Below are 22,857 nucleotides of genomic sequence, written 5' to 3' on the forward strand. Positions count from 1 at the left end.
GGAATTCCTTGGTTTCGGGTCAGAAGGGGAGCAGGCCGGTCGGCAGCGCCACATCCAGGCCCCACGTCATGCCCGCGTAGAGCGCGAACGGCAGGGCGATGGCGACCACGGCGTTGACCAGGTGGCGGCGGTAGCCGAGATACCAGGTCATCGATCCCAGGTAGAGGGCGGTGGCCAGGATGAACCCCAGGAATTCGAACAGCGCGGCGTAGGCCGCCAGGGCGGCGACGAACAGGCCGATCTCCAGCCGGGTGTCCTCGAAGCGGCCCAGCCGGGCCTCGCCCTTCGCCGTGTCCGCGGACGGGTCGGCGTCCGTGTCCGCGTCGGCGTCCGTGGACTTCCCGGACGCACTCTCGGCGGCCTCCGCCACCGGGGCGGCCTCGGGCTCCCCGTCCGCCTGGGGGCGCTGGAAGAACAGCAGCACCGCCAGCACCAGCAGCACCGCGCCCAGCCAGCGCGGCAGGGTCGCGGGTTGGACCGGGACCTGCACCGCCGTGTAGTCGGGCATCTGGAACGCCAGCACCAGGTAGCCGATCGCGAACAGCGCGATCACCACTCCCAGCGTGCGCGGCGAGAACCGGAACGCCCGCTCCGGCAGGACGGGGACCCTGGAACCCCGGGGCTTTCGGGGGCGGCCCGGGGCCGCCCCCGTCGCGGGCGCGCTCCCGCGCGCTGTGCTCTTCTCGCTCACTGAAGGCCGACCTCGGTCAGGATCTCGGCGAACTCGCCACGGGTGTCGTCCAGGAACGCCCCGAACTCCTCGCTGTCCTGGTAGGCGTCCGTCCAGCCCAGACGGGCGGACTCCTCCTTCCAGGCCTCGGTCTCCATCAGGTCGGCGAAGAGGGTCTCGTGGTAGGCGATCTGCGGCTCGGTCAGGTCCGTCGGGCCCATCACACCGCGCCAGATGTCGAACGTGAAGTCGATGTCCTGCTCCACCAGGGTCGGCACCTCCGCCACGACGTCCACGCGCTCGGCCGAGGAGACGCCCACCGCGCGCAGGTCGCCCGACTCCAGCATGCCCAGGGCTTCTCCGACGCCCACCACGGCCGCGTCCACGTGACCGCCCAGCAGGGAGGTCAGGGCCTCGCCCCCGCCGTCGAAGGGGATGTAGTTGGCCTGGGTGGCGTCGGCTCCGGCGGCCCGGAGGGCGCCGGCCAGGGCGACGTGGTCCATGCTGCCGGGGCCGGAGCCGCCGCCGACGCTCAGCGCGCCCGACTCCACCTGCTCGGCCAGGTCGGCGAAGGTCTCGATGTCGGAGTCGGCCGCCACGAGGTAGACCATGTAGTCGGTCGCCAGGCGGGCGATCGGCGTGAAGTTGTCGTGGTCGTAGTCGGAGTCGCCGGCCATGGGCACCAGCAGGATGGGCGGGCTGGTCACGAACAGCTTGTGCGGGTCGCCGGGGTTGTTGGCGATGTAACCCCAGCCGATGGCGCCGCCGGCACCGGGCTTGTTGACCACCTGGGGCGAGTGGTCGACCAGCCCCTCCTCCTCCAGCAGGCGGGCACTGGTGCGGGCGAGGGTGTCCCAGCCGCCGCCGGTGGCGGCCGGCGCGGTGATCTCGATCGCCTGGGTCGGGGCCCAGGTCCCGTCCTCGGCGGTGCCGCCGGTGGCGCCGTCGTCGGTGCCGCCGCAGGCGGCGAGCAGCAGGGGCAGGGCCGCGGCGACCGCGGCCGCGCGGAACCCGGGCGCGCGGCGGAACGTGCCCGAACCGGGGGTGCCGGGACCGACATGCGTCTTCGTCAGGAGGGACATGATTTCTCCGTAGGGGATGTGGCCGGGTATGTTCCGGTTGTGTGTGATGCAACACACAGGCAAACAGAGGGAAATACGGGTGAGAAGTGTTGTGTCTTTTGTGCGGGCATTGGTCCTAAGGAACCTTGTGGTCGTTGTGTTCACGCGGGTGCGGAGGGCGTCGCGCCGATGAGGTTCGGGGCACCGCGCACGACGCTGGCCGGCCAGTTCCTCGCCCTCCAACTGGCCATCGTGGTCACCGTGCTGGTCGTGGTCGCCGCCGTGTCCATGGCCCAGTCCGACGCCCGTCTGCGCCAGACCGAGAGCCGCCGCATGCTCTCGGTCGCCGAGAGCACCGCCGCACGCGACATCATCCGCGCGGGGCTGGAGACCTCCGGCCGCCCGGAGGTGCTGGCGCCCCACGCGGAGAGCGTCCGCGCGCTCTCCGGCGCCGACCACCTCGTCGTCCACGACAGCGGCGGCCGGGCCCTGACCCTGGACTCCGGCCCGGAGGGCGAGGCGCCCCGGGAGGACCCCGGCCTCGCCTCCGCCCTACAGGGCCGCGCCTGGACCGGCGTGACCGAGATCGAGGGCGACCGCGCCGTGGTCGCGGCGGTCCCGGTCATCGGCGAGGGCGGCACCATCCTCGGCGTCGTGGTCGCGGGCACGGACTACCCCGGGACGTGGGAGCTCCTGGCCCTGGCCACCCCCAACCTGCTGGTCTACCTGGGCATCGCCAGCGTGATCGGCGTGGCCGGGTCCCTGCTGCTGTCCCGCCGGGTCAAACGCCAGACCCTGGGCCTGGAGCCCGACCAGATCGCACGGCTGGTCGAACACCGCGAGGCCATGCTGCACGGCATCAAGGAGGGCGTCCTGGGACTGGACGCGGGCCACCGGGTCACGCTCGCCAACGACGCCGCGGTCCGCCTGCTCGGCCTGCCGCCCGACTGCGTCGGCGCCACCCTGGCCGACCTGGACGTGGGCGGTGAGCTGGAGGACGTGCTCCTGGGCCGGGTCCGGGGGCGCGACACCGTCGTGGTGCTGGGCGACCGGCTGGTCGCCCTCAACCGCATGCCGCTGATGACCGCGGGGCGCCCCGCCGGGTCCGTGACGACGATGCGGGACCGCACCGACCTGGTCGAACTCCAGCACGAACTGGACACCAGCCAGACCACCACCGAGACCCTGCGTGCCCAGGCGCACGAGTTCAGCAACCGGCTGCACGTCATCTCCGGGCTGCTGGAGCTGCGCGAATACGGCGAGGCCGCCAAGTACGTCAGCCAGGTCGGCGGGGCCCGCGCCCAGCTCAGCGCCGACGTCACCGGCCGTGTCAACGATCCCTCGCTGGCCGCGCTGCTCATCGCCAAGACCAGCCTCGCCGACGAACAGCGCACACGGCTGCGCGTCTCCCCGCGGACCGGCCTGGACCCGGTGTCGGAGGAGCTGTCCGACGACCTGGTCACCGTCGTGGCCAACCTGGTCGACAACGCTCTGGACGCCGTGGCCTCGACCGGCGGGGGCGCCGAACGCCCCTGGGTCGAGGTCGAGGTCGTCGGCGGCGGCGGAGACCCGGTCCGCGTCGCGGTCCGCGACTCCGGACCGGGCGTGCCCAGCGAACTCGCCGACGAGGTCTTCCAGCACGGATACACGACCAAGGGCGGATCAGGGCGGAAACGCGGCCTGGGCCTGGCCATCGTCGGACTGGTCTGCGCGCGCCGGGGCGGGTCGGCGACCGTCTCCGGTTCGGAGTTCACCGCCGTCCTGAACGAGATCCCGCCCCAGAGCCCGACCGATGGCCCGTTCGACCCCGAAGGGACGCCCTGATGCCGACCATCCCCCACCGCCCGGGACGGCGCCACACCGGAGGTACACGTTGAACGCACCGGAGGCGACAGCGGACCGGACCATGGATCCGCAGGTCAGAACGCTCATCGTCGACGACGACTTCATGGTCGCGCGGATCCATCGCGGCCTGGTGGAGCGCGTCCCCGGCTTCACCGTCGTCGGCGAGGCCACGACGGGGGCCGAGGCGCTGGAGATGGTCTCCCGGCTGCGCCCGGACCTGGTCCTGCTGGACATCTACCTGCCCGACATGAACGGCATCGACGTGCTGCGCGACCTGCGCGGATCCGGCGGCCTGGAGCTGCCGGAGGTGGACGTCCTGGTCATCACCGCGGCCAGGGACGGCGCCACCGTCCGCCGCGCGCTGCGCGGCGGGGCGGTGCAGTACCTCATCAAGCCGTTCGAGCCCGCGCTCCTGATCGAGCGGCTGCGCGACTACGCCCGGCTGCGCCGCGACCTGGAGAACAGCGGCGCGGCCGACCAGGAGGCCGTCGACCGGGCGTTCGGCGCGGCCCGGCCGACGGGCCGGGCACCCGGCCGGACGGCCAAGAAGATGCCCAAGGGGCTGACCACCCAGACCGCCGGCCTGGTGGAGCGTGCGCTGCGCGAGCGCGCGGCCCGGCCCGGGGACCGGGGGGCCGAGGACGGGGGCGCCGAGGACCTGTCGGCGACCGAGTGCGCCGCCGTCACCGGGATCTCCCGGGTCAGCGCCCGCCGCTACCTGGAGTTCTTCGCCGACTCCGGGCGCGTGGAGGTGCGGCTGCGCTACGGGACGGCCGGCCGTCCCGAACGGCGCTACCTCTGGTCGGGTTGAGGGGCCCGTCGGCGGTGCGGAGCCGGGGTCAGTGGTGCTGGCTCCACCGGACGAGGTTGCGCAGGGCGCTCCTGTCCTCGGCGGCGCGGGGACGCGGGGCGGTGGGCGTCCCCGCGGCCCGATCGGCCCCGGCTGCCCCGGCCGAGGTCCCGGTCCCGGTCCTGGCCCCGGACCGCACGGCCTGCCAGGCGAGCGGCCAGAACGCCACGATCGAGGCGACGCCCAGCACGTAGAAGAACGCGAAGGGCGGAGCCGCGACGGCCACGGCCATCACGATCACCGCGGCCGTCACCACCGCCGTCATCGGCCGGCCCATGATCCCGGAGCGGGCGATCCCCATCGCGAAGGCCAGCGCTCCGAGCACGAACGCGATGGAACCGCTCACCAGCAGCGTCAGGAACCACGGCTGCACGGCCTCCAGCATCGCCACGGTGTCGACCCCCGCCTGGACGGCCGCAGCGACGGCCATCTCGATCGCGGGCAGCCCGGCGAGGAGCACGAGACCCACGATGACCAGCGGGAACGCGAAGGAGCTCCACCGCTCCTCGCCGGCGTTCCGCAACAGGCCGCGGAGCGCCTGGAAGGCCAGGACGAACAGGGCGAAGGCCACGATCGTCAACAGGTGCACCATGGCCCAGTGGGCGGTGTCGGCCTCCACGAGCGGGGCGATGGCCTCCGGGGTCGGTGCGGGGCCCGGCACGTACGGGTGGTACAGGAAGGCGGTCAGGAGCACCACCGGGGCGATGACCATGACGGCGGCCCGGAACCGGTCGCGAACGGGTGCGGACATCGTGTCCACCTCCATATCGAGGGGCCCGGCCCGGGCGTCCGTGCGGGCCGGACACAGAAGGCTGATTCCACAGTACGACTGCGGGCCCTCTCGCGGTATAGGTGGAGGGGTCCGATATCGTCGCAGGTCGCACGGGGTTCCCGGCCGCGGCGCACCGACGCCGCCCGGGGCCTGTTCGTCATCCGAGGGCTTGGACCGCCAGTTCGGTGGCCCGCGCGATGAGGGCGTCGTCGTACCCCGCGCCCGCCTCGTCGCGGCCGGACATGACCGCCAGGACGACGGGGGCGCCCTGCGGCGGCCACAGCACACCGATGTCGTGCCGGGTCCCGTAGCCGCAGGCGCCGGTCTTGTCGCCGACCTCCCAGCCCTCGGGGACCCCGGCCCGGATCAGGTCGTCGCCGGTGGTGTTGGTGCGCATCATGGTGACGAGGATGTCCCGTCGGTCCTCCGGCAGAACGTCGCCCAGGGTGAACTCGCGCAGGCTTCCGGCGAGTGCGCGTGGGGTGCTGGTGTCGCGCACATCGCCCGGAACCGCCTCGGCCATCTCCGGTGCGAACCGGTCCACGCTGGTGACGTCGTCGCCGAGTTCCCGCAGGGCCTCGCCCAGTCCCTCCGGGCCGCCCAACTCCTCAAGGAGCAGGTTGGAGGCGGTGTTGTCGCTGTGGCGCAGCGCGGCGTCGCCGAGCTCGCGCAGCGTCATGCCGGTGGCCACGTGCTCCTGCGTGACGGGGGAGTGGAAGACCAGGTCGGCCTCGGAGAAGGTGACGACCCGGTCGAGTTCGTCGATGGGCGTCTGCTGGAGTACGGCGCCGAAGGCCAGGACCTTGAAGGTGGAGCAGTAGGCGAACCGCTCGTCGGCCTGGAACTCCACCGCCTGCTCGGTGCCGGTGTCGAGTGCGTAGACGCCGAGCCGGACGTCGAACTCCTCCTCCAGGCGTGTGAACTCGGAGTCCATGCGGAGTGGAGGGGGCGGCTCGGTGGGCGCCGCGGGCGGCGCGGGCGCGGCGGTGGGTGCGGCCGGGACGTCGGCGGACGAGCAGCCGGTGAGCGGCACCAGCGCGACCGGGACCAGCACCGCCAATGCAACGTTGCGAGTCATGGACCACGGCACCGTGGAACACCTTCTCCCCGTATGCGGACGGTGACTCCCAGAAGTCTCGCGGCTGCCGGGTGTGCTGTCGACGATGCCGACGCCCCGGCGTGTACACCTGCCCGATCATCCCTGCCGGGGCTTCGCCCAGCCGGGTGGATTCCTCTTCAACGACCGGATCTTTGCAGGACTCGGCTTCGGTACCTTCTCCGGCACCTGTTCGAGGGGCACGCCCAGCTCCCGAGCCCACGTCCACGGTTTGCCCGGGCTCTGCGCAGTTCGGCCACGGTGTCCGCGGACAGGCCGAAGAATTCCGCGACGGTTCGGCAGGCGCTGGAGCAGGCCGGTCCGCACGAAGGTGTCAGTACCTCAGGTCTCATGTGTCGGCCTGGAACAGGTCTGTGAGTCTTTTGGCCTGGCGGTCCACCGTGCCTGGCGGGTTCCGCCTCTCCCCTTTCGCGTCGCGGCACAGCAGCACCAACCACACCAGAGCCAGCAAGCGTCGGTATTCGCGAAGCCTTGAAGTCTCGACGGAGGTGAGGTCGAACCCTCTCAGAAAGGCTGCCACGTCCAAAGGCTGTTCCACCCAGCTCCCCACGTGCTCGGTGATCTCCGCCAACTCGAAGACGCGGTCACTTCGGCCGGAGTCCTCGAAGTCGACCACACGGACCAGGGAACCGTCCCAGAGATAGTTGGCGAGGTTCCCGTCGCCAGGGCCGAAGACCGATGGGGAGAGCCGCTCAGCCGAGCCCTCCCAGACGGCATGGGCCGCCCAGGTGAGTCCTTCGTCCATGGCACGGGCCGTATCGCCGGTGAGGCCGGGGCGGATGCGCGGAGCCCAGGTGCGCACGAACTCCTCGACCACCTGCGGCCGTCCGGGGCGAGGGGGACCCGGCCGAGTAGGTCTATGGGGAGTGCCGTGTGGAGTTCGGCCACGGTCCGGGCCAGGGCTCGCGTGCGCGCGGGATCCAGGGCGCGGCTGCGCAGTGGCTCGCCGTCCAGCCGGGACATGACCACCACGGGCTCGGCTGTATCGAAGTCGACCGATAGGGGTTCGGGGGCTATCCCCGGCGCGTGCATGGCCAGCAACGTGAGCGCACGCCATTCCCGGATGCACCGTTCACGGCAGCCCGGTCGGAACCGCTTGGTCACCGTGTCCGAGCCGAACTCGATCGTATGGGTGCTCCACAAGGTGGGGGCCATGGCCGTGGGTCCTCTCACATGGAAGAACTCGGAGGTGGGGCGTTTATCGCGGTAGCGGCCCGTAGCTCCTTCAGGTCGGGATGTGGTTGTACAGCGTCCCCGGGCTGATCCCGAGCAGCTTGGCGATGGAGGTCACCGAGTACTCGGGGTTGGGGAGCATGTCGCGGGCCGCGCGGATCAGGTCGGCGTTGACCACACTCGGGCGGGGCCGCCCACCCGGCCGCGGGCCCGCGCGGCGGCCAGGCCCTCACGGGTGCCGGCCACGATGAGCTCGCGGATGAACTCCGCCAGGGCGGCGAAGACGGGGAAGACCAGGCGCCCGCCGGGGGTGGTGTCGAGTCGCTCGTGCAGGGAGGTGAAGCCGATCTCGCGGCGGCGCAGGTCGGCGACCATGGTCACCAGGTCCTGGAGGGAGCGGCCGTAGCGGTCCAGGGAGGACACGACCAGGGAATCGCCGGGATTGAGGAAGGCATGGCACGTCTTCAGCTCGGGGCGCTCGTCGGTGCGGCCCGACTCGGTGTCGGCGAAGATCCGGCGGCACCCGGCCGCGGTGAGGGCGTCCGGTTGGCGGTCGAGCTTCTGCTCGCGGGTGGAGATGCGGGCGTAGCCGATGCGGATCCCGGTGAGCACGACCGGTTCGGCCGCGAGCGGGTCCGGGAACGGGTCCATGCTCCCGATCCTCTCAGAAAACGGCTGATGGGGGTTCTTGAACACCACGGTTTTCTGAAGGGGTGCTTGAAGGCTCTGGGCGGGTTCCGAAGTCAGCCCGCTGAGGGCTTCAGAGAACGAAGGTTTTTTGAAGCGCTGCGCTTATGGCACAACCATCGTGCCGTGGCAGTAAACCCCGTTGCTCTTTTCCCAAGGACTGGACACAATCCCTGACATGCCTCTTCAGCCTCACGACACCCGTCGACCACACACCCTGGACGAATGGGAACACCGGCCATGAACTACACCATCCGGTGCTACGTGCCTGCTGATGAGTCCTCCTGGCTGCGCTGCCGGGTTCTGTCCTTCCTGGGCACCTCCTACTACGACGATGTCCTACAGGCCAAACCACCCATCGCGGCCCCTGGTGTGGAGTTGGTGGCGGTCGATGACGAGGGCACCGTCGTCGGCCTCATGGATACCGTCATCGAGAACGAATCGGCAACCATTGACACCATCGCCGTGCATCCCGACCATCAGCACCAAGGGCTGGGAAGATACCTGCTCGAGCACACCTGTTCCCTGGCTCGGCAACGAGGAGCGAGGACGCTGGACGCTTGGACCCGGGATGATGCGGACACACTGCGCTGGTACCGGGCGGTAGGGTTCACCGAGAGTGATCACTACCTCCATGTCTACGCTAGCCAGTACGCCTCTCCCGAAGAGCCCGAACACGCGATTGCCGCGACCCGATCGGGGCTGCGCCCCGTGGCTGCCTTCTTCCACGCAAGCCTGGACAGGGAACAGCAGCTACGACGTGAATTCACGAGAGTGCATGTCTGCCGCCGCTTCGCCAAGTCTCTCCCCTCTCCGCCTAGGCACCTTCTCTGACTCCTTTACGGCCTTCTCGACAGGCACCTGGGCGAGATCGCCCAGGTAGTCCACCAGGATCTGTGGTCATGTCATGTCTCGACCGTTTGCCTGCAATGAGTTGCAGGATTCAGGACTTCGCGTTCGGTGATTCGCCCGGCAATGAGGTTCCCAAGGCTCCACCCTCAAAGAGAGGGTGATGCGTGGGGGCGTGGCACGAGCGAACGGGAGGCACTCGACTCCGCTCTGGCTCGGCTCAAGACCTTCGTGAGGCGGGGCCCTGGAGACCGCGCACGTGCGCCTGGTCGCCCAGGGGCTGGGGTCGGGCGAGCGCAGCATGTGGCACCACCTGCGCAACGCCCAGACCGCATGCGAGAGCTGCCGCTCGTCCTACCGACTCAGCGACACCGGCCGAGAGGCCTTCGCGCACTTTCGCGGCAACGTCGCCGCCGTCCGCCGCGCCCGGCAGGCAGTCGTCGAGGGCGTCACGGTCGCAACCGGTATCCCGGTCCCGGAGTTCCTGATCCGCGGTTGTTCCAGAGCTGAGTCGGTGTCGGTGTACACGGCGCCGGCGGAACTCCTCGATCAGGGCTTGGTGGTCATCGGAGCGGACGGACGAGCCCGGCTCCACGAGGCCGTCGCCCTCGCGCCACTGACATTTTCATGCCCGCCGACAGGAGACGGGCACCGCCGCAGGGCTGAGAGTGGGTCCAGGGCCATATGGAGTCCGGCTTTCAGATCTTTCATGAAAACTATTGAAACAACTACGTTGCGTGCCTATCCTCTTACGGGAAGGAGGGTCGATGGGTGACGCGACTGTCGGGCGGCGACGCCTGGGGATAGATCTTCGCAGGCTTCGTGAGCAGCGGGAGATGACGAACGCGCAGGTGGCGCGCGAATCCGGGTTGTCCGAAGCAACGCTGAGCCGGATCGAGAACGGCAAGCGGGTCGTCAAGCCGAGCGAACTGCGTGTGCTCATGGACCTGTACGAGGTGACCGACGTTCAGCAACGCGAGCGGTTCGCCGCGATGTCGAGGCACACCGCCGAGGAGAACTGGTGGGATGACTACGACGACGTTCTGCCCTCCGGCCTGGGGAGCTACGTCGGGCTGGAGGCGGAGGCCGATCGTCTGCGGAGCTACCACCCGAGCGTCATCCACGCACTGCTCGCCACCGAGGACTACGCCCGGGCGGTAACACGGGCGACCCTTCCTGCCTCCGGCGGTTCACAGCAGCACGTCGACCGGTTGGTCGAACTGAAAGTTCAGCGCCGCCAAGTGCTGGAGCGCAGGAATCCGCTGAGGTTGTGGGTCGTTCTCGACGAGGCCGCCCTTCGCAGGCCTTTCGGAGACGCGGAAACGATGCGCGCCCAGTTCCGGCATCTGGTGGAGATGGCGGATCGGCCGAACGTCACCGTGCAGGTCATGCCGTTGAGCCGAGGCCATCATGTGGGGCTGATCGGCCCCTTCACCCTGATCGAGTTCGAAAATCCCGACGATCTGGACCACGTCTACGTCGAATCCCCGGCCGGGAACCTGTTCCTCCAGAAAAAGCCGCTGGTGGCAGAATTCCGGGAGAGGTTCTCCTTGTTGAGTGCTTCGGCGCTGGCCCCTGAGGACCTCGAAGCATTCGTCTCCGGCATCGCGAAGGATCTGACCGAATGACTGTTGTCCCCGACCTCTCCGGTGCGCGCTGGTTCAAGGCCAGAGCGAGCGAGACCGCCCAGGGCTGCGTGGAGGTGGCGCATCTGGAGGAGGGCACGGTGGTGCGGGACTCCAAGGACCCGCAGGCAGGCGTGCTGTTCTTCACCCCGCACGAGTGGGAGTGCTTCCTTGACGGGGCGCACAAGGGCGAGTTCGCCCGGCCCGCTCGGTAACCCAGAAAACCGCCGCCCGGGACGTCATCGAGTTGACGCCCATGCCGTCCCGGGCGGCGCCGACCGAAGGGAGACCCCTTGGAAGAGGACCACACCGACGGCACCACACCTGTTTACCACGACGACCCCGGAGCGGAGTTCTTCGAGCTGCGGCTGACGAAGGGCGAGCACAAGGGGAGGGCGTTCGCCTGGGGAATGGAACTCCCCGACGGCTGCACCGTCATCTACAACATTCTGGACCGCTCGATCATCAAGGGGAGCCTGCCGGAGAACACCGCCCGGCGACTGCGCGCCGAACTCGTCTGGCTCTGACGAGCGGTGGGGCCGGTGCCCGCGACGGGCACCGGCCCCGCTGTTTTCGAGTCATGGTGAGCCGACCGGGTGCTCCCACGGCCCCAGGGAGCCGGCCCGTGCCCGACATGCGCCGCCCGGCAGGTCGACCTCCAGGGAGAACTCCTCCAGGCCGGGCCGGTCCGCCTCGAACAGGCGCCGGTGGGCGTCGCACAGTCGGTCTACCAATGGCAGCCTCCCACCGCCGGTGACCGATCCGTCCGGCCACAGGTACGCCCACGATCCGTCCGGCGTACCGAGGTACACGATCCGGCCGTGACCGCCGTTGAACGGGCGCAGCCCCAGACCGATGCGCACCCCCGGAAACATCAGCATGAAACGGGTGAGCAGATCGCGTTCGACCACGTCACCGGAGGTGAACGGCACGACCGCGGTCGCTTCCGGTCGGTGATCCAACCCGGGGAAGTCCCCGTCCGGGACACGCTGGGTGCGGTCGTGCATGAACACGGCGTCGCGCACGAACGGCCCAGAGGCCTGCCCCGCCCCGGTCCCGGCCAGGGTCACCACGGGTGTGCGCTGCCATTCCGAGGAGGCGGCCCACGGGGTGACGACCACCGCGCCCGGCTCCGCGCACGCGAACCATGCCGGGGGAAGGCGGCTGACCGCGCAGGTGGAGATGACGGCGTCGTAGGTGTCAGATCCGGCTGGCAGTGCCCCGGTGACGACCCGCACCGCGGATCCGTCGAGCCGCGCCCGCGCATGCGCCGCCACATCGGGGTCGATCTCCACGGTCGTGACCTGCCCTGTGGGCCCGACCAGCGATGCCAGGACCGCCGCGTTCCAGCCGCTGCCGGTACCGATCTCCAGAACGCGCATGCCCGGCTCGACCCGGGCCGTGGCGATCATGTCCGCCATGAGCTGCGGCGCCGACGAGGACGAGCTGGGTTCGTTGCGCGGTCCGCCCCCGCCGTCGTTGGCCTGGATGGTCACCGCGTCCTGCGTGTAGACGATCCGGGCCCACCGCTCAGGGTCGGCGGTACGGAACAGCGGCAGGCCGGTCGCGCTCGGCCAGATCATGTCGGGGATGAAACGGTGCCGGGGGTGGTCCGAGAAGGCGGCGCGGATCGCGTCGGGGGTGTCCAGGCCGGCGACGAGTCGCTCGTGCATGTCGTCGAGCGCCACTACTCCACCTCTCCGGTTCCGTTGCAGCCGGGGCAGGTCATGAGGACCTCCTGGCTGTCCCAGTCGTCCTTCTTCTCTCCGTCGTGCTTGCTGATGATGGTGCCGTCACCCCTGCACATCGAGCATTTCCTGGGCGACGAAACCTCACATTCGCGAGTGGGGCGGCTCCGGGGCCCCGGAATCCGGAGGAAACGGGCGCCAGAAGCGCTGTCCGGGCGCCTCCAGCGCGGCCATGAACGATTCCAGGGTGGGCTTGATGACCGTGGGCGCGGTCAGGACGGACGGGGACCGGTCGCAGGCCACCCAAAGACCACCGTTGTGGTGAATGGTGTACCGGTCGCCGTAGTACCGACGCATCGCGGTGAACGCGGTCCGGGTGGGGGCGGCCTGTGGGGCATCGGGCTCGGGGGTGCCCTTGTGGACGGTGAAGGCCTCCAGCGGCCACACGAGTCGTCGTGCGGCGAAGGGGACGTCCCCGGCGGAGACGTTCGGCAGGGACATGGTGGACGGCAGGTGCCCGAGCCGGCCGGCCATCACTTCGGGATCGCCCATGCGATAGCGCAGGACGGACTCTTCGAGAACCATCGAGAAGCGGTGCCCGCCGCGCCTGAGGATGCGCGAACGGTCCATGCGGGCGTCCACCGCCGCCCCGGGTGCACGCCCCGGGTGCGTCAGGGGAGCAGGTCGCTCACCTTCGCCCTGATGTCCGCGATGTGCTCCAAGGACTTTCCGCTCAGGAGCGAGGAGCCGATGTCGGCGTCGATGGACGCGATCATCCACTGCGCGATGGTCCGGCGTTCGCGGGGGGCCATGGTCGGGAAGTGGATCCCCACCACGCTGACGTTCGCGTCCAGGGTGTCCCGCAGCTCGCCGCGGGCCGTGTCGAGGTGGCGCTCCAAAAACCCGAACCACCACGAGGAATTGATGTAGGTGTTCCGTTCCGGATCCCGGTCGAACATGATGACCGCCGTCATTTCTTCGAGTCCTCCGCATGCTTCGGGGAGTCCGATTCTGCCGGGTCGCCACCCGGGGTGCGGCCGCGTGCCCCGCACACCGTGCCGACCCGCCGGCGCCTGCCCGGGGAAGCCGAGGGCGAGCTGTTCGGGGCGGAGCCGGGGCGGTTCAGGCCGTGGCGGTCGGCGACCTCGCGGACGGCGGTGGTGACGATCCGCCGGTAGGAGTCGGGTGTGTAGGAGCCCCGGGCGTAGAGCCTGCGGTACAGCGGCAGCAGTCCGGGGCGTTCGCGGGAGAGTCGGGCCCGGTACCACTCGCGGGTGCCGGGCCGCAGGCGCAGCACGATCGGGGTGGCGCGGGCGGCGACGGTCGCGCGGTGCCCGCCGGTAAGGGCCGGGCGTTCCACGCGCCCCGGTGCCGGTCGACGGTACAGCGGTGGACGGCGATCGGAACCGGTGGGCGGCGGGCGGCGTCAGGAGAGAGGGGAGCCGACGGCGGCTTCTCCGCGTTCCTTCCCACCGCGAAAGGCCTTCCGTGGACCCCCGATTCGCCGACCTGGACCCCGCAGAGGTCCTCGACCCCTTCTACTCCCAGATCCGCCAGGCGGTGGACATGGGGGAGGAGACCTATGACGAGATCGTCGAGCGGGTCATCGACGACAGCCTGATGATCGACCTGCCCCTAGAGATCCAGGCGGGGGAGTACGAGGCACTGGAGGGTGTGGGCCGGGCGGACCTGCGTGCGTGGCTGGTGGAGGTGCTGCGTGCGGAGTTTGTCGCCCACCGGGAGTGGCAGCGCGGCCTGACCGGGGGGCCCACCGACGCCGAGCGGCTGACCGAGGCCCTGTACGCCCTGGAGGAGCACGGGATCGTCGCCCGTGAGGACTTCGCCTGCTGCCAGCGGTGCGGCTTGTTGGAGATCCGCGACGAGGGCCTCGACGACGGCTCGGACCCGCGCGGCTACGTCTTCTACCACGAGCAGGACACCGGCGACGATCCGCTGCACCTGACCTTCGACACCCCGGACGATTCGGACGAGGCCCGCACCGTGTTGGGCGGCGAGGTCGTCGGCGTCCTGCTCGACCACGGGCTGAGCGTGGAGTGGAATGGCGACCCCGACCTGCGGATCAAGGTGAGGATGAGCAGTTGGCGCACACCCCGCCACGGGGAACTCGCCGTGTTCCCCGAGGCGGTCCGGGCCACGGTCACAGGGGACGACACCCCGATCCTGCGCGAAGCGCGGCGCGCCTGGGACCGCGCACCGTTGCGCACCGCGCCGACGGACCCGCTGGTGGACGGGGCCGTCGAGGCCGACGGATTCCACTTCACCGTCACGGAGGTTCGGGACGGGGTCCCGGCGCTGGATCAGGAGGACGGCACCCTGGCCCCGCAGGGCCGGTTCGTCGTCGTCGGGTTGACCGTGCACAACCCCAAACCGGTCCTGGGCGGCTTCTCCCCCGCAGCCCACGTCCTGCACGACACCCTGGGCCGTACCCACACCTTCCACCAGGAGGCGACGCTCGGGCACGCGCTCACCGTGTACCCGCGCGTGTTCTCCGGTCCCGGGACGATCCTGGCCGGCCTGGTGTTCGACCTCCCGCGGGACGCGGTCCCGTCCCACCTCATGGTCAACGGGCACGCCCGCGCCGACTTGCCCGAGCCTCTCCGGGCCCCGGCCCCCGCCACCGCGGCCGGAGGTCGGCTGTGGGCCATGGTCACGGCCGTGCGGACCGACCTGCGCACCGTCGGCGGGGTCCTGGGGAACCGCACCGCGCGCGGCAGGTACGTGGTGGTCGGCGTGGCGCTCGCGGTGCGGTCGTCGCATTCCATGGAGCTGTTCCCCACGGACGGCCACGTGCTCCACGACGCCGACGGCAACGCTTACGAGGTCGACCGGGAGGCCACGCACTGCTTCCAGGGCGGGGGGACGAACGCGATCCTGACCAAGGGGGTCAGGACGGAGACGGTCCTGGTGTTCGACGTGCCCGACGGCGCGGTGCCCGACCGGGTGCGCCTGGCCGGGCCGTCCCGTGAAGAGGGGCTGCTCGAACTGCTTCTCCCGGTGCCGCGCACCTGACGACCCGGTGGTCCCCGGAACGTGCGCCTTTCCCCTCGATCCCGTGGTGGTGAAGCGGAACCCGTCGGCCTCGACAGGCTCGCATGGTGGTGGGGGCACCTCCGCCGGGCGGCCTTGTGTGTGGAAACCGATCGGTTTACGATGAGTCGAAGCCGATCGGTTCTGCTCGGGTGGGCCGGTCGTGTCCGTGATCTGTGGGTGCCGTCGGCGGCGTCGCCGGGTTTTCCCCCGAAGCGGCCGTGCCGTCGAGACCGGAGTGAGAGATGAGCGGGACCCACCCCTTCCGTGTGCTGTGCGCCAGACCCCTGTGGATCGCCAACGGCGCCGTCACGGGCGTTCTCGCTCTGTTGTTCGCCGTGTTCTACGTCGGCGCCAACATCGATCCGGTCGGCCACATGCAGGCGCTGCCCGTCGGGCTGGTCGACGCCGACGAGGGGAGCGGTGTCGGCGGCGAGCGGGTGGACCTGGGGGCGCAGATCGTCGCGTCGGTCACGGATCCGACGATCTCGGACAGGGGCGGGATCGACTGGCAGGTGATGGACGAGCGGGAAGCGCAAGAAGCGCTCGGCCGGGGCGACCTGTACGGTGCACTCGTCGTCCCCGCCGACTTCACCACCTCCGCCCTCGCGCTGACCGACGCCGAGGCCACCGGTACCCCGGCCCGCCCGACACTGACGGTGCTGACCAACCGGTCCGCCGGAGGCGTGGGCTCCGGTCTGGCACTGGATGCGGCGACGCGGGTGGCACAGCGCGCCTCGCTCGAGGTGGGCGAGGTGCTGGCCGCACGGAGCGGGACCGGGTGGGCGGAGCAGCCCGCCGCGGCGCGCGTCCTGCTGGCCGACCCGGTCGCCGTCGAGGTCGAGGACGGCCACCCGCTCGACCCGCGCAGCGGCCTGGGGATGACGGCGTTCTACTACGCGCTCACCCTGGTGGTCTGCGGCATGCTCGCCGCCAACGTCATCAGCGGCCAGGTGGATCACGCCCTCGGCCACACCCACAACGACATCGGCCCACTGCGCCTGCACCGGCCGCTGATCCGGGCGACCCGGGTGCAGACCCTCGCCATCGGAGTCACCCTCATGGTCGGCCTGTCCCTGCCGATGGGCACCCTGGCAGTGGTCGGCGCGGTCGGCATCATGGGCATGGACGCCCCCCACCTGCCGCTGCTGTGGCTGTACTCGGTGTGCGCCATCGCGGTCTCGGGGGTCGGCGCGCTCGCCCTCCTCGCCGTCTTCGGCACCCCCGGCATGCTGGTGGTGACGCTGGTCTTCATCGGGACGGGGGTGCCGACGGCCGGTGCCGTCACCCCTCTGGAGGCGCTGCCCGGTTTCTACCGCCTCCTCGCGGAGTTCGAGCCGTTGCGGCAGATCACCGACGGCCTCCGCGCGATCCTCTACTACGACGCCCGGGCCGACGCGGGCCTGGCCCGGGGCTGGACGATGATGGCCGTCGGCCTCGCGGCGGCCGTGCTGTTCGGCTTCGGTGTGACCGGCTGGTACGACCGTAAGGGGCTGCACCGCGTCCCCGCCGCGGCGGAGCCCGAGGAGGCGGCCGCCCCGGTGTAGCCGAACGCGGTCCGGGTCTCTCACCGCACCTTGGAAACCGGTCGGTTTTCAATCTGGTCGAACCGGGTTAACCTCCCGGTATGAGTACCGAAGTGAAGCCGAGTTCCAGGGACCGGCTGCTGGAGGCCGCGGCCGCGCTCACCTACCAGGAGGGTGTCGGGATCGGCGTCGATGCGCTGTGCAAGGCGGCGGGGGTGTCCAAGCGCTCCCTGTACCAGCTGTTCGAGAGCAAGGACGAGCTGCTGGCGGCGAGCCTGCGGGAGCGCGCCGACGCCTTCGTGGCCGGGCTCCTGCCCGCGGCGGACGACGGCCGTTCGCCCCGGGAGCGGATCCTGTACGTCTTCGAGCAGGTGGAGTCGCAGTCGGCCGAGCCCGACTTCCAGGGGTGCCGGTACCTGGCCGTGCAGGTCGAGCTCAAGGACCAGGACCACCCCGCGAGCCGGGTGGCCCACCGGGTCAAGGCGAACCTGACCGACTTCTTCCGGGCCGAGGCCGAACAGGGCGGGGCGGGCGATCCCGACCTGCTGGCCCGCCAGCTCAGCCTGGTCTTCGACGGCGCCAGCGCCCGGGCGGGGATCCGGGCCGACCGCCTGGCCGGACTGGTCGCGCCCACGGTGATCACCCTGCTCGACGCGGCCGGCGTGCGCTGACGCGCCCGGCCCCGGTGGCGGGGTTCGGGCCGCATGGGCTTGCATGTGGAAACCGGTCGGTTTACCTTGGGGGAAACCGATCGGTTTCTCAAGGGATCCGTCAGTCTCCACCCCTGGGGGCGGGCCGTGTCCGGGGTCTTGAGCCGCAGCCCACGCGCAGGGAGCCAGTGAGATGTCCAGTCCAGAGTCCGGACCCGCGATCCAGATCCCCGGGGTGACCTCCCACGCCCTCGCCCCGAGTGAGGGGCGCCGCGGCCGCGAGGGCGCTCTGCGCTACCTCAAGGCGGGTGCCGGCGCCCCCCTGGTCCTGCTGCACACCGTGCGCACGCAGGCCGAGCACTTCCGCTCGCTCGTCCCCCTGGTCTCGGACCGGTACACCGTGTACGCCCTCGACCTGCCGGGGATGGGCTACTCCGAGATCGTGCCCGGAGCCTCGTACGAAGAGCCGGCCATGCGCGCGGGCGTCGAACGGCTCCTCGCCGAACTCGACCTGCACGACGTGACGCTGCTCGGGGAGTCCATGGGCGCGGTGCTCGCCCTGACCGCAGCGGCCGACCTGCCGGAGCGGGTGCGGCGCGTCGTCGCGGTGAACGCGTACGACTACCGCGGCGGGATCGCCCGATCCGGCCTGCTCGCCCGTCTGGTGATCGGCGGCGTCCTCGCCCCGGGGGTGGGCCCGGTGATCGCCGGGGTGGAGCCCAGGGCCGCCCTCCGCAGGATCCTGCAAGGCGGCCTGGTCGACAAGGCCGCCCTGCGGGAGGACTACGTGGACGAACTCCTCGAGGTGGGCGCCCGCCCCGGCTACCCGGCCGTCGCCCGGGGCGTGTACCGGAGCCTGCCGAGCCTCATCGCGGCCCGCGCGCGCTATCCGGAGGTCGAGGCCCCCGTCCACCTCGTCTACGGGGAGGGGGACTGGTCCCGGCGGTCGGACCGGGAGGCCGACAGGCGGCTGCTGCCGGCCGCCGACTTCACCGAGGTGCCGGGGGCGGGCCACTTCATCGCCCTGGAACGCCCCGACGTGCTCGCCGACCTCCTGAACGGGGCGGCGTGACCTTTCGGCGCCGACCGGACCGCCCCGGCGGCGCGAGGGGCGCGGTGTTCGTCGACCCGGGGTGATCGCGGGTGATTTGCAGTTGGAAACCGATCGGTTTACGGTAGGGGAAACCGATCGGTTTTCTCATCTGCGGAGGTAGTCATGACAGCGATCAAGGGCGCGAGCGTCATCGTCACCGGAGGTTCCCGGGGCATCGGCAAGGTGCTGGTCGAGGAGCTCTACGCGCGCGGCGCCGCCAAGGTCTACGCCACCGCCCGCGACCCGCGCACGGTGGGGCACCCCCACGCCGTTCCCCTGGCGCTGGAGGTCACCGACCCGGCGTCCGTGGCGGCCGCCGCCGGGCAGGCCCGCGACGTCACGATCCTGATCAACAACGCCGGCGCCGCGGCCGGGGCCTCCTACCTCGACTCGCCGATGGAGGACGTGCGCCGGGACCTGGAGACGAACTTCTACGGGCCGCTGCTGCTCACCCGGGCCTTCGCGCCGGTCATCGAGCGCAACGGTGGGGGCCACGTCCTCAACGTCCACTCCGCCCTGTCCTGGCTGGCCGACGGCACGCCCTACAGCGCCTCCAAGGCCGCCCTGTGGTCGCAGACCAACTCCCTGCGCCTGGAGCTGCTCCCGCGCGGCATCGAGGTGACCGGGCTCCACATGGCCTACGTGGACACCGACATGACGGCGGGCGTCGACGCGCCCAAGGCCGACCCCCGCGACATCGCGGTGGCCGCGCTCGACGGCGTCGAGGCCGGGGCGCACGAGGTGCTGGCCGACGACACCACCCGCTGGGTCAAGTCGCAGCTGTCCGAAGACCTGGAAGCCCTGTACGCCCAGCTGAAGAACTAGCGCGCACACCGATTTCCGAGGAGGTCTTCGTGGAGAGGAGGAACCGCCACGCAGGCTACGCCGACCATCCGGTGACGCGGGTCACTCTCACGGAAAAGGGTATTCAGCCGCGTTCTGTCACCGTCCGGGTGCAGGATGTGGGGCGTGTTGACCATCATGGTGCAGCTGAAGCTGGCGCCGTCGCCTGAGCAGGCGGCGGCGCTGGCGGCGACCCTGCACGCGGTGAACGCCCAGGCCGACCTGGTGTCGCAGGTGGCGTTCGACACCGGCACGACCAGGAACTTCCCGCTGCGCAAGTTGGCCTACGCCCAGGTACGGGCGGCGGGGATCGGCTCCCAAGCCGCCCAGCACGTCATCAAGAAGGTCACCGACGCCTACACCGCCCTGGCTGCCAGCATCCGCAACGGCAACCACGGCAGGCCCGGCTCCAAGCGCCGCCGGAAGGTGGAGTCCAAGCCGATCGCCTTCCGCCCCGATGCCGCCCAGCCCTATGACGCCCGCAACCTGTCCTTCGCTCTGGACGCCCGCACCATCTCCCTGTGGACCGTGCGGGGCCGGGTGAAGGGCGTGCCGTTCGTCTGCTCGCCCGAGCAGCTCAAGGTGCTGGCCGAGCACAAGCACGGCGAATCAGACCTGCTGGTCCGGGACGGCAGCTGGTACCTGCTGGTCAGTGTGACCGTCCCCGACACCCCCGAATATGAGCCGGACGGGTTCCTGGGTGTGGACCTGGGGATCGCCAACATCGCCACCACCTCCGACGGTCACATCATGGCCGGGAGGAAGTTGAACCGGTACCGCCAACGCCAGGCACGGCTCCGCGCCAAGCTCCAGAAGAAGGGCACCAAGAGCACCAAACGCCTGCTGAAGAAGCAGCGCCGCAAGGAGTCCCGCCGGGCGCGGGACGCCAACCACTGTATTTCGAAGCGCATCGTGGCCGAGGCCGAACGCACCTCGCGCGGGATCGCCCTGGAAGACCTCACAGGCATCCGGCAGAGGGTACGGCAGAGGAAGCCCCAACGGGCCGCGCTGCACAGCTGGTCGTTTCGCCAGCTGGGAGACTTCATCTGCTACAAGGCGAAGCGTGTCGGGGTGCCGGTGGTGTTCGTGGATCCGGCGTACTCCTCGCGCGAGTGCGCCGACTGCTCCTGCGTCCACCGCCGCAACCGGATCTCCCAGGCCCGTTTCGTTTGCCGGTCGTGCGGCGTCGTTGCGCACGCCGACCGCAATGCTTCCCGTGTCCTGGCCCGCAGGGGCCAGGAGGCGTGGAACGCGGGGCGTGCATCACGCGTCCCTGACCTCCCGTAACGGGGTGTCCGGACGGAGGGGCTCACCCGGCAGCCGGTCGGGCGCCACCTCCAGCCCGGTCCTAGGGCCGGGTCAAGTTGATCATGAGCCTGTCCCCGTACTACACCGACGCCGTCGGCCTGATGGCCGCGGCGGCGCGGGCCCGGGGCGACATCGAGGTCTTCGTCAACATCTCCGAGTACGAGCAGTCGTTCATGACGTTCGAGCGGATGACCGCGCCGGAGGAGGAACGGCGTGCGTCGCTCGGCGGGCTTGTCGCGCAGTGGTCGCCGCAGCAGCGGGCCCACTGGGTCGCCGAGCAGATGCTGGAGTGGTCCGGCGTCCCGACCGTCAACGTGCGGGCGGCCTTCTTCGTCGAGAACCCCATCATGACCTGGCTGGCGCTGGGTTCGCTGGCCGACGGCGAACTGCGGCTGCCCTTCGGCGACCACCGGCTCGCGCCCGTCGCCGCCCACGACGTGGCGGAGCTGTGCGTGAAGATCCTGACCGACCCGGAGCCGCACATCTCCGAGTCCTACGCGCTCACCGGCCCGGACCTGAAGGACATGCACGGGATCGCGGAGGACTTCGGGGCCGTGCTGGGCCGGGACGTCACCTACGTCCCCGAGGACATCGAAACCTGGAACAAGACCTACGTGGACACCGCCATGGCCGGGTACCCGCACATCGCGGAGCACCTGAAGACCCTGACCCGGCTGATCGGCGGCGGAGGGTACACCGGCGCCACCGACCGGCTGGAGACCCTGCTCGGGCGCAGGCCCAAGACCGTGCGGTGGGCACTGGAGAACAACCCGCGCATCCGCAGGATCGCGGCCGGTGAGCCGCTGAGCGGCCCCGGGAGCCGCTGACGGCGCGGCCCCTCCCCGGAAGCGTTCGGGGAGGGGCCGGGCGGGCCCGCCGCGATCAGGCGGGGCGGTGGGCGGCGGTCGAGCCGCGCACGATCAGTTCCGGGGTGAACAGCAGCCGCTCGTGCCGGTGGTCCGGGTCGTCGAGCTCGGAGTTGAGCAGCCGCATCGCCGCCCGGCCCAGATCGTACTTGGGCTGGGCGATCGTGGTCAGTCCCGGGTGGATCAGGTCGGCGAAGTCCACGTCGTCGTACCCCATCACCGAGATGTCGTCGGGCACCCGCAGGCCGCGCCGCCCCAGGCCCTTCATCAGTCCCAGGGCGAGCTGGTCGTTGGCGCACAGCACCGCGCCCGGCCGCTGGCGGGGCCCGCCCGCCAGCACCTCGTCCACGGCCCGCTCGCCCTGCCCGGGGTTGAGCTGGCCGCGTTCGACCAGCCGCACCGACGTGTCGGGGTCCAGCCCCGCCTCCGCGAACGCCGCCCGCAGCCCCTCGTGGCGCAGCCGCACCTGCTCGATGGAGAACGGGCCCGACAGGAACGTCACCCGCTCGTGCCCCAGCCCGATCAGGTGGCGGCCGGCGATCAGGCCGCCCTCGCGGTTGTCCACGCTGACGCTGCACCCGGTGTCCTCGCCCACGTCGCCCCGGTCCAGGGCCACCCAGGCGGTGCCCTGGCGGCGCAGCCACAGCAGGTCGGACAGGTCGTCGTCGACGGGCATCACCACCGCGCCCGCGGCGCGCTGCTCGGCGAGCAGGCGGATGTTGCGGCGCTGGCGCTCGCGCGCCTCGGCCGAGTTGAGCAGCACCACCGCCAGCCCCTGGGTGGCCGCCTCGTCCTCCACCCCGCGCGAGACCTCGGTGAAGAAGGGGTTGGTCACGTCCAGCACCAGGAGCCCCACCGAACTGCTGCGCCCCGAGCGCAGACTGCTGCCCGAGGAGTTGCGCACGTAGTCCAGTTCGGCGATCGCCCGCTCCACCCGCTGCCGGGTGCCGGCGGCCACCCGCTCGGGCCGGTTGAGCACGTTGGAGACGGTGCCGGGGGAGACGCCCGCGTGTCTGGCGACCTCGGTGATCCCCACCTTGGGGTGGGAAGGGCTGGCACTGCTGGACAAGGGGGTCTCCCGGGTGGTCTTCGGGGGCGAGGGCCCTCGCATGGTATCGGCGTGTTCCCGGCCGGTCCGGGCCGCTTGTGACCCCATGGTCACACCGGGATTGAAACGTGTCAATGA

The 22,857-nt window shown here is 70.8% G+C and carries 25 protein-coding genes and 1 pseudogene; 13 read left to right on the forward strand and 13 right to left on the reverse strand.

All coding sequences use genetic code 11. The features are described from left to right. Window positions 1-19: 19 nt before the first annotated feature. Together QJS33_RS10645 and QJS33_RS10650 are read right to left on the reverse strand one after the other, a co-directional pair. Entirely contained in the window at window positions 20-691 is a 672-nt protein-coding gene (locus QJS33_RS10645) for a tripartite tricarboxylate transporter TctB family protein (RefSeq protein WP_306367741.1), read from the reverse strand. Further along, complete coding sequence (locus tag QJS33_RS10650; protein WP_306367742.1) at window positions 688-1,752, reverse strand: tripartite tricarboxylate transporter substrate binding protein; 1,065 nt, start codon at window positions 1,750-1,752, stop codon at window positions 688-690. Before QJS33_RS10650 ends, QJS33_RS10645 begins: the two co-directional genes overlap by 4 nt. Window positions 1,753-1,920: 168 nt before the next feature. Here QJS33_RS10650 and QJS33_RS10655 point away from each other — a divergent pair, with 168 nt between their 5' ends. Both QJS33_RS10655 and QJS33_RS10660 read left to right on the forward strand, forming a co-directional pair. Further along, a complete protein-coding gene (locus QJS33_RS10655) occupies window positions 1,921-3,555 on the forward strand; it encodes an ATP-binding protein (RefSeq protein WP_306367743.1) in 1,635 nt (544 codons plus the stop codon). A gap of 82 nt (window positions 3,556-3,637) precedes the next feature. Further along, a complete protein-coding gene (locus QJS33_RS10660) occupies window positions 3,638-4,387 on the forward strand; it encodes a response regulator (RefSeq protein WP_306367744.1) in 750 nt (249 codons plus the stop codon). Window positions 4,388-4,415: 28 nt separating this feature from the next. On the opposite strand, the gene QJS33_RS10665 is transcribed toward QJS33_RS10660, so the two are convergent. The 6 genes and pseudogenes from QJS33_RS10665 to QJS33_RS10685 form a co-directional block, all read right to left on the reverse strand. After that, entirely contained in the window at window positions 4,416-5,177 is a 762-nt protein-coding gene (locus tag QJS33_RS10665; protein WP_306367745.1) for a hypothetical protein, read from the reverse strand. Between the two features lie 178 nt (window positions 5,178-5,355). Then, the gene (gene bla, locus QJS33_RS10670) at window positions 5,356-6,276 is read right to left on the reverse strand and encodes a class A beta-lactamase (RefSeq protein WP_306367746.1); all 921 of its coding nucleotides are present in this window, start codon (window positions 6,274-6,276) and stop codon (window positions 5,356-5,358) included. Between the two features lie 367 nt (window positions 6,277-6,643). Beyond that, on the reverse strand, window positions 6,644-7,132 hold the full coding sequence (locus QJS33_RS10675) for a phosphotransferase (RefSeq protein ID WP_306367747.1): 489 nt from the start codon (window positions 7,130-7,132) through the stop codon (window positions 6,644-6,646). A gap of 104 nt (window positions 7,133-7,236) precedes the next feature. Then, window positions 7,237-7,470, reverse strand: a pseudogene (locus QJS33_RS31380) (aminoglycoside phosphotransferase family protein); the annotation flags it as partial. A 70-nt stretch (window positions 7,471-7,540) separates the two neighbouring features. Then, window positions 7,541-7,666: a hypothetical protein gene (locus tag QJS33_RS10680; RefSeq protein ID WP_306367748.1), complete on the reverse strand. Its 126-nt coding sequence runs from the start codon at window positions 7,664-7,666 to the stop codon at window positions 7,541-7,543. Continuing rightward, entirely contained in the window at window positions 7,648-8,139 is a 492-nt protein-coding gene (locus QJS33_RS10685) for a recombinase family protein (protein WP_306367749.1), read from the reverse strand. The genes QJS33_RS10680 and QJS33_RS10685 overlap by 19 nt, the downstream gene beginning before the upstream one ends. Before the next feature lie 276 nt (window positions 8,140-8,415). Here QJS33_RS10685 and QJS33_RS10690 point away from each other — a divergent pair, with 276 nt between their 5' ends. The 4 genes from QJS33_RS10690 (at window position 8,416) to QJS33_RS10705 (ending at window position 11,176) form a co-directional block, all read left to right on the forward strand. Continuing rightward, entirely contained in the window at window positions 8,416-9,009 is a 594-nt protein-coding gene (locus tag QJS33_RS10690; protein ID WP_306367750.1) for a GNAT family N-acetyltransferase, read from the forward strand. A gap of 782 nt (window positions 9,010-9,791) precedes the next feature. Beyond that, the gene (locus QJS33_RS10695) at window positions 9,792-10,652 is read left to right on the forward strand and encodes a helix-turn-helix transcriptional regulator (RefSeq protein ID WP_306367751.1); all 861 of its coding nucleotides are present in this window, start codon (window positions 9,792-9,794) and stop codon (window positions 10,650-10,652) included. Continuing rightward, entirely contained in the window at window positions 10,649-10,864 is a 216-nt protein-coding gene (locus tag QJS33_RS10700) for a DUF397 domain-containing protein (protein WP_306367752.1), read from the forward strand. Before QJS33_RS10695 ends, QJS33_RS10700 begins: the two co-directional genes overlap by 4 nt. 78 nt (window positions 10,865-10,942) lie before the next feature. Next, window positions 10,943-11,176 carry a hypothetical protein gene (locus QJS33_RS10705; RefSeq protein WP_306367753.1) on the forward strand — a complete coding sequence of 78 codons (234 nt, stop codon included), beginning with the start codon at window positions 10,943-10,945 and terminating at the stop codon, window positions 11,174-11,176. Between the two features lie 51 nt (window positions 11,177-11,227). Here QJS33_RS10705 and QJS33_RS10710 read toward each other — a convergent pair whose 3' ends face one another. The 4 genes from QJS33_RS10710 to QJS33_RS10725 form a co-directional block, all read right to left on the reverse strand. Next, window positions 11,228-12,322: a protein-L-isoaspartate O-methyltransferase gene (locus QJS33_RS10710; RefSeq protein ID WP_372339637.1), complete on the reverse strand. Its 1,095-nt coding sequence runs from the start codon at window positions 12,320-12,322 to the stop codon at window positions 11,228-11,230. 159 nt (window positions 12,323-12,481) lie between these two features. Beyond that, window positions 12,482-13,117, reverse strand: a complete 636-nt coding sequence (locus tag QJS33_RS10715) for a Scr1 family TA system antitoxin-like transcriptional regulator (protein ID WP_306367755.1) — start codon at window positions 13,115-13,117, stop codon at window positions 12,482-12,484. Next, window positions 13,009-13,311 carry a hypothetical protein gene (locus QJS33_RS10720; RefSeq protein ID WP_306367756.1) on the reverse strand — a complete coding sequence of 101 codons (303 nt, stop codon included), beginning with the start codon at window positions 13,309-13,311 and terminating at the stop codon, window positions 13,009-13,011. Before QJS33_RS10720 ends, QJS33_RS10715 begins: the two co-directional genes overlap by 109 nt. Beyond that, window positions 13,308-13,697, reverse strand: a complete 390-nt coding sequence (locus tag QJS33_RS10725) for a hypothetical protein (protein WP_306367757.1) — start codon at window positions 13,695-13,697, stop codon at window positions 13,308-13,310. Before QJS33_RS10725 ends, QJS33_RS10720 begins: the two co-directional genes overlap by 4 nt. A gap of 128 nt (window positions 13,698-13,825) precedes the next feature. Here QJS33_RS10725 and QJS33_RS10730 point away from each other — a divergent pair, with 128 nt between their 5' ends. The 7 genes from QJS33_RS10730 to QJS33_RS10760 all read left to right on the forward strand — a co-directional run bounded on the left by QJS33_RS10730 (window position 13,826) and on the right by QJS33_RS10760 (window position 21,632). Further along, window positions 13,826-15,367: a hypothetical protein gene (locus tag QJS33_RS10730; protein WP_306367758.1), complete on the forward strand. Its 1,542-nt coding sequence runs from the start codon at window positions 13,826-13,828 to the stop codon at window positions 15,365-15,367. 263 nt (window positions 15,368-15,630) lie between these two features. After that, window positions 15,631-16,932, forward strand: a complete 1,302-nt coding sequence (locus QJS33_RS10735) for a DUF3533 domain-containing protein (protein WP_306367759.1) — start codon at window positions 15,631-15,633, stop codon at window positions 16,930-16,932. Between the two features lie 80 nt (window positions 16,933-17,012). After that, window positions 17,013-17,582, forward strand: coding sequence for a TetR/AcrR family transcriptional regulator (locus tag QJS33_RS10740; RefSeq protein WP_306367760.1), 570 nt, complete (start codon window positions 17,013-17,015; stop codon window positions 17,580-17,582). Window positions 17,583-17,754: 172 nt separating this feature from the next. Then, entirely contained in the window at window positions 17,755-18,633 is an 879-nt protein-coding gene (locus QJS33_RS10745) for an alpha/beta fold hydrolase (protein WP_306367761.1), read from the forward strand. A 144-nt stretch (window positions 18,634-18,777) separates the two neighbouring features. After that, window positions 18,778-19,479, forward strand: a complete 702-nt coding sequence (locus tag QJS33_RS10750) for an SDR family oxidoreductase (RefSeq protein ID WP_306367762.1) — start codon at window positions 18,778-18,780, stop codon at window positions 19,477-19,479. 135 nt (window positions 19,480-19,614) lie between these two features. Beyond that, a complete protein-coding gene (locus QJS33_RS10755) occupies window positions 19,615-20,784 on the forward strand; it encodes a transposase (protein ID WP_306367763.1) in 1,170 nt (389 codons plus the stop codon). An 83-nt stretch (window positions 20,785-20,867) separates the two neighbouring features. Then, entirely contained in the window at window positions 20,868-21,632 is a 765-nt protein-coding gene (locus QJS33_RS10760; RefSeq protein ID WP_306367764.1) for a hydroxylase, read from the forward strand. Window positions 21,633-21,687: 55 nt separating this feature from the next. Here the strand turns inward: QJS33_RS10760 and QJS33_RS10765 are convergent, their stop codons facing one another. Continuing rightward, window positions 21,688-22,740, reverse strand: a complete 1,053-nt coding sequence (locus QJS33_RS10765; RefSeq protein WP_306367765.1) for a LacI family DNA-binding transcriptional regulator — start codon at window positions 22,738-22,740, stop codon at window positions 21,688-21,690. Between the last annotated feature and the right edge of the window lie 117 nt (window positions 22,741-22,857).

The organism is Nocardiopsis sp. CC223A (assembly GCF_030766825.1).
In the GTDB taxonomy this organism is placed as follows: domain Bacteria; phylum Actinomycetota; class Actinomycetes; order Streptosporangiales; family Streptosporangiaceae; genus Nocardiopsis.

Bases quoted from the DNA above. Each gene is read 5' to 3' on its own strand.
- QJS33_RS10650 (WP_306367742.1), bottom strand. From the start codon at position 1,752: ATGTCCCTCCTGACGAAGACGCATGTCGGTCCCGGCACCCCCGGTTCG.
- QJS33_RS10655 (WP_306367743.1), top strand. From the start codon at position 1,921: ATGAGGTTCGGGGCACCGCGCACGACGCTGGCCGGCCAGTTCCTCGCC.
- QJS33_RS10660 (WP_306367744.1), top strand. From the start codon at position 3,638: ATGGATCCGCAGGTCAGAACGCTCATCGTCGACGACGACTTCATGGTC.
- QJS33_RS10665 (WP_306367745.1), bottom strand. From the start codon at position 5,177: ATGTCCGCACCCGTTCGCGACCGGTTCCGGGCCGCCGTCATGGTCATC.
- bla (WP_306367746.1), bottom strand. From the start codon at position 6,276: ATGACTCGCAACGTTGCATTGGCGGTGCTGGTCCCGGTCGCGCTGGTG.
- QJS33_RS10685 (WP_306367749.1), bottom strand. From the start codon at position 8,139: ATGGACCCGTTCCCGGACCCGCTCGCGGCCGAACCGGTCGTGCTCACC.
- QJS33_RS10690 (WP_306367750.1), top strand. From the start codon at position 8,416: ATGAACTACACCATCCGGTGCTACGTGCCTGCTGATGAGTCCTCCTGG.
- QJS33_RS10695 (WP_306367751.1), top strand. From the start codon at position 9,792: ATGGGTGACGCGACTGTCGGGCGGCGACGCCTGGGGATAGATCTTCGC.
- QJS33_RS10700 (WP_306367752.1), top strand. From the start codon at position 10,649: ATGACTGTTGTCCCCGACCTCTCCGGTGCGCGCTGGTTCAAGGCCAGA.
- QJS33_RS10710 (WP_372339637.1), bottom strand. From the start codon at position 12,322: ATGCACGAGCGACTCGTCGCCGGCCTGGACACCCCCGACGCGATCCGC.
- QJS33_RS10720 (WP_306367756.1), bottom strand. From the start codon at position 13,311: ATGACGGCGGTCATCATGTTCGACCGGGATCCGGAACGGAACACCTAC.
- QJS33_RS10735 (WP_306367759.1), top strand. From the start codon at position 15,631: ATGAGCGGGACCCACCCCTTCCGTGTGCTGTGCGCCAGACCCCTGTGG.
- QJS33_RS10740 (WP_306367760.1), top strand. From the start codon at position 17,013: ATGAGTACCGAAGTGAAGCCGAGTTCCAGGGACCGGCTGCTGGAGGCC.
- QJS33_RS10745 (WP_306367761.1), top strand. From the start codon at position 17,755: ATGTCCAGTCCAGAGTCCGGACCCGCGATCCAGATCCCCGGGGTGACC.
- QJS33_RS10750 (WP_306367762.1), top strand. From the start codon at position 18,778: ATGACAGCGATCAAGGGCGCGAGCGTCATCGTCACCGGAGGTTCCCGG.
- QJS33_RS10755 (WP_306367763.1), top strand. From the start codon at position 19,615: ATGTGGGGCGTGTTGACCATCATGGTGCAGCTGAAGCTGGCGCCGTCG.
- QJS33_RS10760 (WP_306367764.1), top strand. From the start codon at position 20,868: ATGAGCCTGTCCCCGTACTACACCGACGCCGTCGGCCTGATGGCCGCG.